Source organism: Planococcus sp. TJ-302, from assembly GCF_058268455.1.
Genome location: NZ_JBZDOI010000001.1, coordinates 597366 through 610905, shown reverse-complemented (window position 1 = coordinate 610905; position 13540 = coordinate 597366). Strand labels below are relative to the sequence as shown.

Below are 13540 nucleotides of genomic sequence, written 5' to 3'. Positions count from 1 at the left end.
GTGAAAGTAATGGATGAAAAACGTCCTGGCGAAGATCAAGAACAGGTACAGCCAGTTGAAGAAAAACCCTCCCATTTTATTCGGATGAAGACGTTCTATTTTATAATGCTTGTGTTCACTTTGATTCTTTTTACGGCAGGACTGACAGTCTTTGCCTTGACCTTCGGAGATGAAAAAGCGGTAGAAGTCAATTCCCCTGAGCGGAGAGAGTTCCAAAAGCTCTATACAGCATATGATCAGCTTCAAAACGAATATTATGAAGATGTCGACAGCAACAAACTTATCAATGGCGCTATCAATGGCATGATTGAGTCGCTGGATGATCCATACTCGGATTATATGAACGAAGAAGAAGCTTCACAGTTCTTGGAAGGAATTTCATCAAGTTTCCAAGGAATAGGAGCAGAAGTGCAGGAACGCAATGGCTTTATCAATATCGTTGCTCCGATCAAGAATTCACCTGCTGAAAAAGCCGGACTCAAACCGGGCGATAAAATCACAGAAGTCGATGGAGAAAGCATCCAAGGATTCAGTGCATCCGAAGCGGTCATGTTGATCCGTGGTGAAAAAGGCACAGAAGTGACATTGACGCTGCAGCGGGGCGAAATGGCGGATCCGATTGAAATAAAGATTGTCCGCGATGAAATTCCGATTGAAACGGTCTACGCGGAAATGATCGGCGATAATGTCGCTCATATCCAAGTGACCAGCTTCTCTGAAAATACGTACGATGAATTGCAGAAAGCGATTTCTGATATGGAAGAACAGGGAATGAAAGCAATGGTTATGGATGTCCGGCAAAATCCGGGCGGCTTGCTGACGACTGCGCTTGAAATATCGGACCTCTTTATTGAAGACGGTAAAGAGATGTTTGAAGTGCAAGCTAAAGGCGAAGAGCCTGAAATTTATATGTCTTCATCGGTCGATAAAGTGAAAGTTCCTGTAACGCTCTTGATCGACGGCGGAAGTGCCTCAGCATCTGAAATTCTGGCCGGGGCAATGAGCGAATCGGCAGACGTTAAACTTGTCGGAGAAAAAACGTTTGGTAAAGGGACTGTTCAGACTGCCAACGACATGACAGATGGCTCGAATTTGAAATTTACAACGGCTAAATGGCTGACGCCGGATGGCAATTGGATCCATGAAAAAGGAATTGCGCCGGATGTGAAAGTTCCATTGCCTGCGTATGCTTCACTTTCTGTTTTGGATCCTTCCGTTGAATTGAAAGATGGCACCATTTCCGAGCAAGTGAAGACAGCTGAACAAATGCTGGCGGCTCTTGGCTATGAAGTGGGCAAAGTGGATGGCGTCTTTGAAGCCAAGATGGAAAAAGCGGTTGAAACTTTCCAGGAGGACAAAAAACTGGAAATTACAGGCGTTGTGACAGGCGACACGGCATTCGCTGTGATGGATGAACTCCGCCTGAAAATAGAAAAAGATGATCCACAGCTTCTAGAAGCTAAAAAGATCATTATGGAAGAAGCAGGCATTAAAGCAAAAGCTGCTGAAGAAAATAAAGAAGAAGAAACGAAAGAAGAAAACACGAAAGAATAACATGAAGGCCCGCGGAAGCGGGTCTTTTCTTACGCTAAAATATATCGAGGGGGATTCGATGAAAGATGTATATTTGTTCAGTGGTTTTTTGGGAAGCGGAAAAACCACGTTGCTAAAACACATTATTCAACAATTGAAAGACCAAGGGCTAGTGCCAGCAGTCTTTATGAATGAGCTGGGTGAAATGAATTTTGATTCTGATGAAATCGGTGACGGGGTGCCACAAAAAGAATTGCTGGATGGCTGCATCTGCTGCACCGGTTCCGAAAAGTCTGAGGCACAGATCCAGACGCTTTTAGCTGAAGAAGACTTCGATGTATTGCTGATCGAAACGACTGGCGCAGCCCATCCGGTCGAAGCGATGGACGCAATTTTTTCACCCCTTTTTGCTGAGCGTTTGAACTTCAAGGGCATCGTTACGGTTGCTGATAGCAAACTCTGGCTGGACCGAGGCAAGCTGTCCCCTCAAATCCGATCGCTGTACCTCGAACAAATCCGCCATGCTGATTTGATTCTTGCGAACAAGATGGATTTGCTGTCGGAGGATGAACAAGCCAAAGTGACATATGAAATACAGTCCTTGAACTCATCCGCACAAATTATCCAGACCGTGCAGGCAAAAGTTCCGATGGCTGCCCTTGAAAAAATTGCCGCCTCTGTTAAAGGGGAGGTCCACAAAGCACCCGTTTCAAAAATGAATCTCAATGCCCAAGTTCTGCTTTTTGATACACCAGTCAAAAGAGAAGTCTTTGAACAATGGCTGCGTGCACTGCCGGAATCTGTGTTTCGCATCAAAGGCTATGTACCGTTGGAAGGCGACAAATATCCACACGCGTTCCAGTATGCATATGGAATGGCGCAATGGCTCCCGGAATACATGAAAATGCGGCCACAGATTGTGCTTATCGGTGAAAATTTGGAAGAGGTGAAGCTTCCGTGATCGAAGCTTACCGGAAACTGTGGCTCAGCCGGAGTGGCACTGGTTCGATTAAGAGCATTGAAGAGCTTGAACAGAAAATCCAGATTGAGTTGAATGATGAACTGACCCATCCACGAGTCCGCAAATCGCGACAGGAAAAACTGGAAATGGCGCTTCAGCGCATAGTCGAATCCGATCTCTCAACAGAAGAAAAAACCGAATTAGCACAACTATATAAAAAGATTGCCGCTCAGGATTGAGCGGCAATCTTTTTTTGTATAGCGATTAAACGTATGGACAAAGTGGCTGCTCCGGCGGTTAATCCGGCGATCAAGCCGATCCAATAGCCGAATGGCCCGAAGTCAGTGTAACTAGCCAGCACATAGCCCACAGGCAAGCCGATGACCCAATAGGAAATAAGCGCCATGATGAACGTGATGTTCACGTCCTTGTAGCCTCTTAATGCCCCTTGTACAGGCGCCTGGATGGCATCAGACAATTGGAACAAGGCGGCAAAAATCAAAAACTGAACTGCTAATTCGATTACAGCCGGGTCCCTTGAATACAGCTCCGCAATAGGTTCGCGCATGAAAAACAGGATAGCGGAGGAGATGAAGCTGAAGGTAATGGCGGAACCAACGCTTAACCAGCTGTATTTTTTCGCATCACCGAAACGCTTGGCACCGACTTCAAAGCCGACAAGAATGGTAGCCCCCATCGATATGCTTAGTGGCAGCATGTATAGCAAGGACGTGAAATTGATCGCTATTTGATGTGCGGCAATCGTAATCGTACCGTATGTGCTCATCATCAGCGTCACCGCTGAGAAGATGCTGGTTTCCGCGAACAAGGAAATGCCGATTGGAATACCAATCAAGGAAATTTCCTTGAAGCGGGCCAGTGAAATTTTCGGCCACTTTGTAAAGATGAAGAAGTCTTTGAACGGTTTTTGCGTATGAACAATCCATACCGCAATCAACAGCACAAGCCAGTAGGTGATGGCGGAAGCCAATCCCGCGCCTGCGCCTCCCAGTTCCGGAAAGCCCCAATTGCCGAAGATAAGCAAATAATTGAAGAAGACGTTTATCGGTGCGGACAGCAGCGAAATGATCATAGACACGCGCGTTGAGCCGAGCGCGTCAATATACGAGCGAAGCGTATTGTAGACGAACAAAGGGACAACCCCGAAGCTTAAAGCGAAAATATAATCGGAGGCGACTGCTTCAACAGCGGGTTCGAGCTCCATGAATCCGAGAAGGTTGTCGATGGAGGTTAAAAAGAAGATAAAGACGATGACCGCCAAGATGATCGACAGGTAAATGCCTTGCTGGACTGCTTCTTTTACTTCTTTTTTTCTTTTGGCACCCATCAATTGTGCTACAATTGGAGTAATGGACATCAATATTCCAGCTAATCCGATGTAAACGGGAAACCAGAACGAAGAGCCGATTGAAACGCCGGCCAAATCTTCGGTTCCATACCTTGAAGTCATGTAGATATCGAAGAATGTCACTAAATACATGGCAACTTGCGTTACTAAAATGGGGACGACGATTTTCCATAGCATCTGAAGTTTCTCTGAAGTGTTAGTGGTTTCGAACATGCTTTTCCTCCAATATTCCTAAGTGAAATCGATAAAATAAATTTAAGTATAGCATAAAAGGCCGACCCTTTGAGGCGGACATCCAGAAAGACGGATAAGCAATTTCAATATGAGAGAGTAGGACTGAAAAAATGAAAAACAGAACCATTTTATTAACAGGCGGCGGAACGGCCGGGCATGTCTCCTTAAACCAGGCATTGATTCCGGAATTGAAGAACATGGGCTTCCATGTAGAATACATCGGATCCAAATACGGCATTGAAAGCGAGCTGATTCCCGATTCTTTCCCGGATGTTCCTTATCACGCAATTGCCAGTGGAAAGCTGCGCCGCTATTTTTCTGTCAAAAACTTTACAGATCCGGTACGGGTCGGGGCAGGACTCTTGCAGGCTCTTAACGTCATCCGAAAAACAAAGCCTGCAGCAATTTTCTCCAAAGGCGGGTTCGTATCCGTACCAGTTGCGATGGCTGGCAAATTGATGTCGATTCCCGTTATTATCCATGAGTCGGATGTCACGCCAGGATTAGCCAATAAAATTGCCATGCCATTTGCTAACCATATCTTTACAGTATTCAAAGAAACGCTTAAGCATGTGCCTAAAGAAAAATCGACATGCACTGGATCGGTCATCCGCAGCGAATTGATGGACGGTTCTGCGGCGAAAGGCAAAGAAATCTGTAATTTTAATAACGACTTGCCAGTGTTGATGGTGATGGGCGGGAGCCAAGGTTCAGCTGTCATCAATGAAGCAGTGCGTTCAAACCTGACGGAACTGCTGAAGCGGTATAATGTCATTCACCTTTGCGGTAAAGGGAATGCCGACAACTCATTAATAGATCTGGCAAACTACAAACAATTCGAATACGTCACTCATGAGTTGCCGCATTTGCTGCACATGACTGATTTTGTCGTTTCACGTGCTGGTTCAAACTCGATTTTTGAATTTTTGGCGTTGAAAAAGCCGATGTTGCTGATTCCGTTGTCGAAGCTGAAAAGCCGCGGCGACCAGATTTTAAATGCGCGTTTATTTCAACAGCAAGGATTTGCGCATGTCGTGGAAGAAGAGGAATTGACGCCGGAACGTTTCCTGGCTGAGATGCAGAAGTTGCAAATGGATGAAGACCTGCTAGTTGATACTATGACAAACGCGGAAGCGCCAAAAACCGCTTATGAAATGGCGAAGCTTGTCGCTGCGCACACAAAGAACTAATTGAGGTGAAAGCAATGGAACTTAAGCTGATGAAAGTACATGGCTCCATGAATACATTTTATCTTTACGAAGGTACAGACCGATCGGATTACGGAACGCTTGCTGAAGAATTGTGCAGGCTGGACCCGGAAGCTGACGGTTTGCTGGCTGTTCTGCCATCAACGACCGCGAACGCGCGCATGCGCGTGTTTAACAAAGACGGATCGGAAGCCTCCATGTGCGGCAACGGACTGCGCTGTGTAGCGCGCTATGTTTGCGAGCGCGATGGGCTGGATGAGGCTGTCATTGAAACGATGAAAGCAGATCTGAAAGTGGAGAAACAGGCATCCGACGGCAGTATTGCCATGTATGCGGTGGAAATCTCCCCGGTTTCATTTAAGTTAGCTGATCTGCCCATGGCCTATAAGGGCAAGGAAGAATGGATATTGAAACCATTGCCGATTATCTCTGAAACAATCCTTTTCACAGCTGTGGCAGTGCCCAATCCGCATTTGATTGGCATTGTTCCGGCAGAGTTGCAAAAAGGCGGAATACATCAACAAAAATGGGCTGAGTTTTTCAATGGGCCGAATGAGTATTTTTCGGATGGCGTCAATGTCAGTTACGTCACCCAAGTAGAAGACGGGATTTTCGTGAAAACTTTTGAACGGGGAGTCGGATTTACTAATGCCTGCGGAACAGCTATGACTGCTTCCGCTTTAGTGGGCTGTTTAGCTGATCTTGTACCATTCGGAGACGTTTCTGTTTTCAATCCGGGGGGAATGGTCAAGTGTTCAGTTATAAAGACGGAAAGTGGTTATTCACTGCAGTTAGCGGGAAATGCTACGTACCTTTCCAATCATATATTTTCATGGGAAGAGAAAGGCATAAACAGCAGTTTTACGTCTTCAGAACTACTCGAAGAGCAGCGTGATTATGAAAATTTCATCTCGAAGACATCAATGATAAGCGGACAATTCGTGTAAAAGAAAAGAGAGATGTTCATGCGGGGGCCTTTTACAAAAAAGCAAATGGATATGTTGTATGGAAAAACAGAAAACCTGATTTATTTTATGCGGCAGACAGAGGATACGTACGAGTATCAATACGTGAACGCTGCAGTACGGAGAGTATTCCAGAAAGATTTGTCAGGCTTAAGTTTAGATGAAGTCATGCCTCCTCATTTAGCGGAGGATATTAAAAACCAATATAGGATTGCGATGCAGCAAGACGCGGTCCACACATATAGGGACTATAATTTGTTCAGTAAAGAACACGCGACGAATGAAACTTCCATCACGTCGATGGAACATGAAGGTGAGATTTTTGTTTTGGCTGTTTCAAAGAATGTCGCCATACAGAAAAAGATTGAAGAGGAATATCTATTCTACCAATCGCTCGTCCTCAACTCAGTTGACCCGATGTTGATGATCACCTCGGAATTCATCATCTTTGATATGAACCTGGCCTATTCGAAAACGTTTGGAGTGGAAAAACGCGATTGGGTCGGAAAGCCTTATGGCGAACTGCCATTTGTGGATGACGAAACGTTCAATTATGTGTTGTCAGAGCTAAATAGCTTTAAAACGCACCGGAACGCGAAGCCGCTTTTCATTAAAAGGAAAAAACAAGACGGCGAAGAAGCCCTTTTTTCGGCGAATTATTCTCCTATTCTGGAAGGCGGGGAGATCCGGGCATTCCATATCATTTTGCGCGAGCTGACAACGGAATATCTATTGAAACACGAGTTAAAAAAAACCGAACATATTCTGGAGAGTTACAAAAGCGCACTCAATTACGCAGCTTTGGTAGCAATCTGGAAATCATCTGGAGTCATCGAGTTCATTAACGATAATTTTAAAGGCACAACCGGCTATGAAAGAGAAGATTTGCTGGGTATGCATATTTCCAAAATCGGCAAAGCGGTCATTGCTTCCGAACAATACAATGACATCAAGAATGTCGTGGCGTCCGGCAACATCTGGCGGGGTGAATTGAAGAGCCTGAAAAAGACCGGGGAATTTTTCTGGATCGACACAACGATCATCCCATTACCCGGCGAAAAGGGAAACGCCGGGCAAATGCTAGCCATCATGTTTGATATCACAGACAGAAAAAGCTTGGAAGAGCAATTGCATTTCATGGCTTACCATGACAGTTTGACAAAATTGCCGAATCGCTTGGCGATTGTCCGGAAGTTTGCTGAGATGAAAGCAGAGGCAGATTTGAACAACGAGCAGCTTGCGATCATTTTCATGGACGGCGATGACTTTAAATTAGTCAACGATCAGAATGGCCACGAGGTTGGGGATGAGTTTATCTACCGTTTTGGCCAAGCTATCCAGAATAGCATACGCAAACAGGATATGGCGGCGCGCATCGGCGGCGATGAATTTTTAATCGCATTGTCCGGCTTGGATCCACTACAAGCTGAAGATCAAATTCATCACATAATCGGCCGGATCAAGGCGTCGCTGGAGCGCGGCTGGAAAATAGGGGATGTCCATTTTTCCCCTACTGCAACTTTAGGTGTTTCTCTTTATCCAAGCCAGGGAAAGTCGATGGACGAACTTGTAAATAAAGCCGACCATTCGCTTTATATCGCCAAACGCAAAGGCAAAAATTCGGTGCTTTTTTATAAAGAAGAGCACCTGAAAACCTTGGAATAGCTCACTTACAGCCACGTCGGAGCTATGAAATCGCTTTCATTTCCGTTAAGTGAATCTTTTCAGGCAAAAGCATTGTTTTTTTCAATAGAAGTAGTAAGATTGATATGGAAATTTGTTCTTCAACTGTTGAAACGCCTTCCGCTTTATGTATAGTGGGATGCGTGATAAAATATGGAAGATACACATATACTAAAAGTGACTGCCTAGAGGCAAAAAGTTGGAGGTTATTTGAATGTCTACCAATTATTCAGAAGAAAAATCACCCTGGAGTTCCATTACCGGCCCAAACCTTGGCTATGTAATGGAAATGTACGATTTGTACCAGGAATCTCCAGAATTGCTCGATCCGGAATTTGCTGAGATGTTCAAGCAGTATGGCCCACCAGCAGAAGTTGCTCAGGCATCTTTTGCACCTGCCAAAACGGCTGCGGCCAGTGTTGATTCCAGCAAGTTCGGCAAAGTTCTGGCAGCGGTCCAACTGGCGGAAGCAATCCGGGCGCATGGCCATCTTGCGTCGGATATCTATCCATTAAAAGACCAGCCGAAAGATTCTTCGCGGCTGGAAGCTTCTGCGTATGGTCTGACAGACCAAGACTTGAAAGAAGTGCCGGTATCGCTTCTATTAGAAAACGCACCGACGGAAGTTGCCAACGGCTTACAGGCAATCGATTATTTGAAATCGCTTTACACGGATAAAGTAGCTTTTGAATTCTCGCACATTGTCCAGTTGCAGGAACGCAGCTGGATTCAGTCGAAAATCGAAGCAGGGGAGCTAAAACCTTCTTTTGCGGCTGATAAAAAGAAACAAATCCTTGACCTTCTGACGCGCGTTGAAGGCTTCGAGAAATTCGTTCACCGGACATTTGTCGGCCAGAAGCGTTTTTCAATCGAAGGGGTCGACTCATTAGTCGTCTTGATGGATGAGCTTGTCCGCTTGTCGGAAGCAAAAGGCACAGAGAAAATAATGATCGGGATGGCTCATCGCGGTCGTTTAAATGTGCTTACGCATGTGTTGAACAAACCATACGAAATGATGTTTGCCGGTTTCGCGCATGTGCCTGATGAAACCTTTTTGCCGGAAGACGGTTCTGTGGAAATAACTAAAGGTTGGTTCGGTGATGTGAAATACCATATGGGAGCTTCCTATACGTCTCCGAAAGGTTTGAACATCAAACTTGCGTACAACCCTTCTCACCTGGAAATTGTCAGCCCGGTTGTTGCAGGCTATACGCGTGCAGCACAGGAATTGACCAACCAGGCAGGAGCGCCAGTTATTGATTCGAAAAAAGCTTACGCGATTCTTGTGCACGGCGATGCCGCTTTCCCAGGGCAGGGCGTTGTCACGGAAACATTGAATTTCAGCCGCATACGCGGTTACCAGACTGGCGGTTCTGTACATATCATCGCCAATAACCTGATCGGCTTCACGACCGAGCAATTTGATTCAAGATCAACGCATTATTCATCGGATCCGGCTAAAGGTTTTGAAGTGCCGGTTATCCACGTCAACGCCGACCATCCGGAAGAAGTGGCAGCTGTGGCGAAACTTGCTTTTGAATACCGTGAAAAATTCGGCAAAGACATCTTGATCGACCTGATCGGCTACCGCCGCTATGGACATAACGAAATGGATGAACCGCTTGTGACGAATCCGATGATGTACCACGGCGTACATGAGCATGCTACTGTCCGCGAACTTTACGGACAACAATTATCTTCTGAAAATGTACTGACTGAAAGTGAAGTCAAAGCGCTTGATGCAGACACTCAAAAGTTGATGCAGGCGGCTTACGATAAAGTGAAAGAAAGCAAGTCGGAAGAAACACACGAAATTAAAATACCAGAAGCTGTATTGAATGGCTTTCCTGAAGTTCAGACTGGCGTAGGCCGTGAGTCTTTGGAGAAGATGAACCACGAATTGCTGACTTGGCCGAGCGAGTTTTCTGCTTTCGGCAAATTGGCACGCATCCTTAAGCGCCGCGAAGAACCTTTCAATGGCAAAGGGAAAATCGATTGGGCGCACGCTGAAACTTTGGCATTCGGTTCGATTATCCAAGAAGGAACGCCTGTCCGTTTAACTGGACAAGATGCACAGCGCGGAACTTTCGCACACCGTCATCTCGTGCTCCACGACGATAAAACCGGCGAAGAGCTTGTGCCGCTCCATCACATTTCAGAAGCGAAAGCTTCGTTTGCCGTGCTTAATAGCCCATTGAGTGAAGCTTCCGTAGTTGGCTATGAATATGGCTATAATGTCGAAAATGACAAGGCATTGGTCCTTTGGGAAGCACAATACGGTGATTTCGCCAATATGGCTCAGATGATGTTCGATCAGTTTATCTCAGCAAGCCGCTCGAAATGGGGACAAAAATCCGGGCTTGTCATGCTGTTGCCGCACGGCTACGAAGGCCAAGGCCCTGAGCATTCAAGTGCCCGCCTTGAAAGATATCTCCAAAATGCAGGCGAAAATAACTGGACGGTAGCGAACCTTTCAAGTGCAGCAAATTATTTCCATATCTTGCGCCGCCAAGCGAAAATGCTGGGGGAAGAATCGATTCGCCCAATGATTATCGTGACGCCAAAATCACTTTTGCGCCACCCATTAGTCGGTGCGGAAGTCGAAGATTTGGCTGAAGGCCAATTCCAGACAATCATTGAACAGCCTGGAATGGGAACGAAAGAGGAAAAAGTGGAACGCATCTTGTTTGCAAGCGGTAAGATGGCCATCGATTTGGCTGAGCGGGTAAAAGACGGCAAAGGATTCGACTGGGCGCATATCGTCCGTGTGGAACAATTGTATCCATTCCCTGCTGAGAAAATCCAAGCGATTGTTGACCGCTATCCGAACGCCAAGGAATTGGCTTGGGTACAGGAAGAGCCTAAAAATATGGGTTCTTGGACATTTGCAGAACCGTATTTGCGCGATATCGCAAACGGCAAAGACGTGGCTTATTACGGACGCATCAAGCGTTCAAGCCCTGCAGAGGGCGACGGCGAAGCGCATAAGGCGGAACAAGGCCGAATCCTTGACGCTGCATTGTCAAATTAAGAAATTATAAAAACAGGGTAAAACCCGTGGTAGTTATAAGGACCGAATCGGACTTAAATGGCCACAGAATTCCGCTTTACAGCGGACTTCATGTGGACCATTCAAGCGAGACATTCTAAGGAGGAATTTTTTGTGGCAGAGATTAAAGTACCTGAATTAGCAGAATCGATTACAGAAGGAACAATCGCGCAATGGCTTAAACAGCCAGGCGATACAGTGGAAAAAGGGGAGTTCATCGTTGAACTGGAAACAGACAAAGTCAATGTTGAAGTTATCTCTGAAGAAGCAGGCACTGTGCAGGAACTATTAGCGCAAGAAGGCGACACAGTTGAAGTCGGCCAAGTTATCGCAATCGTTGGAGCTGGCTCAGGCGCAGCTGCTGAACCTAAAGCACAAGAACCTGCGAAAACAGAAGATGCGCCTAAAGCTGAAGCACCTGCAATGCAAGAAGCTGCACCAGCAGCGCCAGCAACTGAAGAGCAGCCTTCTTCTGACCGCACGATCGCTAGCCCGGCTGCCCGTAAATTGGCACGTGAAAAAGGCATTGACCTTGCTGCGATTTCCCCTGTAGACCCAATGGGCCGCGTACGTGTACAAGATGTTGAGGCACACGTTGCTAAACCGGCAGCGAGCGCATCTGCACCTGCTGCTAAAACAGAAGCTCCAAAAGCTGCTGCACCATCTTCTGATGAAGAAAGCGGACGCGTTGTGCGCGAGAAAATGTCGCGCCGCCGCCAAACAATTGCGAAAAGATTATTGGAAGTTAAACAATCTACTGCAATGCTGACTACGTTCAACGAAATCGATATGACGAATGTTATGGCGCTGCGCAGCCGCAAGAAAGACCAATTCCAGCAAAACAACGACGTTAAGCTTGGATTTATGTCATTCTTCACAAAAGCTGTTACAGCTGCTTTGAAAAAATACCCGTATGTCAACGCTGAATTGGATGGCACGGATGTCCTTTTGAAGCAATTCTTTGATGTCGGCATAGCCGTTTCAACTGAAGAAGGCCTTGTCGTACCAGTTGTTCGCGATACAGACAAGAAAAACTTTGCTGAAATCGAAAAATCGATTGGCGATTTGGCTCTAAAAGCCCGCGACAAAAAACTTTCGATCGCTGATATGACTGGCGGTTCGTTTACAATCACAAACGGCGGCGTATTCGGTTCATTATTATCTACACCTATCTTGAACGGTACACAAGTCGGGATCCTTGGTATGCACACCATCCAAAAACGCCCGGTAGCTATAGGCGATTCAATTGAAATTCGCCCGATGATGTACGTTGCGCTTTCTTATGACCACCGTGTCATCGATGGCAGTGATTCAGTCGGATTCTTGAAAATGGTTAAAGAATTAATTGAAAATCCTGAAGATTTATTGCTTCAAGGTTAATATTTTAAGAAACAGATGCCCCTGAATTGCAGGGGTGTCTTTTTTTTGGGATGATAGTAAGAGATGAGTGCCGAAAGGCGGCCGATGCCGATGGATTTATCCCGATTAATGGAGTTAGTAATAGAATACGGCTATATCAGCATGTTCGCATTCAACTGGCTGCTGTTGTTCGGCTTGCCAATTCCGAACGAAGCCGCCGCCGCTTTTTCAGGCATGTTGACGGAAATCAGTTATTTTACACCGATATACGCTTTTTTAGCCGCCTACCTAGGGCTGATTAGCAGCAACACATTTGCTTATATGCTGGGCCGCATATTCGGGCAGCGTCTGCTGCACCGTTTAGAAAAGACGTGGTTGAATAAAACCATCGCACGCTTTTCCATTTTTTTGGACAAGCATGGCAAGATGGCGATATCATTCAGCTTTTTCTTGCCCGGTATACGTTGGGCGATGCCTTATGTCGTCGGTGCAAACCGCTATCCCTTTGGCCATTATGCGCTTTACGCATACACTGCAGGCTTTGTATGGATGTTTATCTACTTCAACATCGGGCGCACGTTCCCTTATGCCTACGAATCGATTATCAGCCATCTTCAAGGCTTCTTGTTGACGTTGTCACTGCTGGTCGTTGCCGGGTCTATAATACGGATGTTCTGGCTTTCAAAAAAACAGCGCAGCTGAAGGGGTTTGAATTTTGCACAGAGTTTCCTTATACTGAAGTTTATAGACTTATAGAAAAGGATGATTTATGTGATTCACAATGACTGGCTGACGAAAGAAACAATCCGGACGATAACTTGCAAGCATACCGACGCGGCTAAATTCCTGGTTTCCAACGTATTGACCGTTGGAAAAACCTATGAAGTAAAAAACGAAACGGATGAATTCATTTTCGTTGTAGACAACACCGGAAAAGTTGGCGGGTTCTACAAAACATATTTCGAATAAGAAAAGCGGAAACGGCCGTTTAGATTCGACAGGCAAGTTCTGGGCAAATCCATTTGGCCAGAACTTTGCGACGAAGTACGAAGTGCTGCAACGTATTTTAATGTCTCGAAGCTAGCGAAGCGATGCAACGGTTTTTCATGTCCCGAAGCTAGCGAAGCGTTGCAGGGACAGAGACAGGAGCAATCGGTTTTTGATAAATTTCCGAAGCAG

11 protein-coding genes are annotated in these 13540 nt (G+C 45.9%); 10 read left to right on the top strand and 1 reads right to left on the bottom strand.

The genetic code is table 11. The annotated features are described in order from the left end of the window. The first annotated feature begins 9 nt into the window (after positions 1-9). Genes AC4EHB_RS03125 through AC4EHB_RS03115 form a run of 3 tightly spaced genes read left to right on the top strand, consistent with a single transcriptional unit; the run spans position 10 to position 2733 of the window. Complete coding sequence (locus AC4EHB_RS03125) at positions 10-1554, top strand: lmo1851 family serine protease (protein ID WP_490974139.1); 1545 nt, start codon at positions 10-12, stop codon at positions 1552-1554. A 58-nt stretch (positions 1555-1612) separates the two neighbouring features. Continuing rightward, positions 1613-2494: a CobW family GTP-binding protein gene (locus AC4EHB_RS03120; RefSeq protein WP_490974138.1), complete on the top strand. Its 882-nt coding sequence runs from the start codon at positions 1613-1615 to the stop codon at positions 2492-2494. Further along, the gene (locus AC4EHB_RS03115) at positions 2491-2733 is read left to right on the top strand and encodes a hypothetical protein (RefSeq protein WP_490974137.1); all 243 of its coding nucleotides are present in this window, start codon (positions 2491-2493) and stop codon (positions 2731-2733) included. The genes AC4EHB_RS03120 and AC4EHB_RS03115 overlap by 4 nt, the downstream gene beginning before the upstream one ends. On the opposite strand, the gene AC4EHB_RS03110 is transcribed toward AC4EHB_RS03115, so the two are convergent. Beyond that, positions 2724-4076, bottom strand: coding sequence for an MATE family efflux transporter (locus AC4EHB_RS03110; RefSeq protein WP_490980642.1), 1353 nt, complete (start codon positions 4074-4076; stop codon positions 2724-2726). The genes AC4EHB_RS03115 and AC4EHB_RS03110 overlap by 10 nt on opposite strands. A gap of 131 nt (positions 4077-4207) precedes the next feature. Between AC4EHB_RS03110 and murG the strand changes: the two genes are divergently transcribed. From murG to AC4EHB_RS03075, 7 genes are all read left to right on the top strand, one after another. Further along, positions 4208-5287 carry an undecaprenyldiphospho-muramoylpentapeptide beta-N-acetylglucosaminyltransferase gene (gene murG / locus AC4EHB_RS03105; RefSeq protein WP_490974135.1) on the top strand — a complete coding sequence of 360 codons (1080 nt, stop codon included), beginning with the start codon at positions 4208-4210 and terminating at the stop codon, positions 5285-5287. 14 nt (positions 5288-5301) lie between these two features. Next, a complete protein-coding gene (dapF, locus tag AC4EHB_RS03100) occupies positions 5302-6252 on the top strand; it encodes a diaminopimelate epimerase (protein WP_490974134.1) in 951 nt (316 codons plus the stop codon). A gap of 18 nt (positions 6253-6270) precedes the next feature. Next, positions 6271-7935, top strand: coding sequence for a sensor domain-containing diguanylate cyclase (locus AC4EHB_RS03095; protein WP_490980641.1), 1665 nt, complete (start codon positions 6271-6273; stop codon positions 7933-7935). A gap of 232 nt (positions 7936-8167) precedes the next feature. Then, entirely contained in the window at positions 8168-10984 is a 2817-nt protein-coding gene (locus tag AC4EHB_RS03090; RefSeq protein ID WP_490980640.1) for a 2-oxoglutarate dehydrogenase E1 component, read from the top strand. A gap of 132 nt (positions 10985-11116) precedes the next feature. Continuing rightward, positions 11117-12382, top strand: coding sequence for a 2-oxoglutarate dehydrogenase complex dihydrolipoyllysine-residue succinyltransferase (odhB, locus tag AC4EHB_RS03085; RefSeq protein ID WP_490980639.1), 1266 nt, complete (start codon positions 11117-11119; stop codon positions 12380-12382). A 90-nt stretch (positions 12383-12472) separates the two neighbouring features. Then, a complete protein-coding gene (locus AC4EHB_RS03080) occupies positions 12473-13063 on the top strand; it encodes a DedA family protein (protein WP_490974130.1) in 591 nt (196 codons plus the stop codon). A gap of 69 nt (positions 13064-13132) precedes the next feature. Then, positions 13133-13330: a DUF6501 family protein gene (locus tag AC4EHB_RS03075; RefSeq protein WP_490974129.1), complete on the top strand. Its 198-nt coding sequence runs from the start codon at positions 13133-13135 to the stop codon at positions 13328-13330. Positions 13331-13540 lie beyond the last annotated feature (210 nt).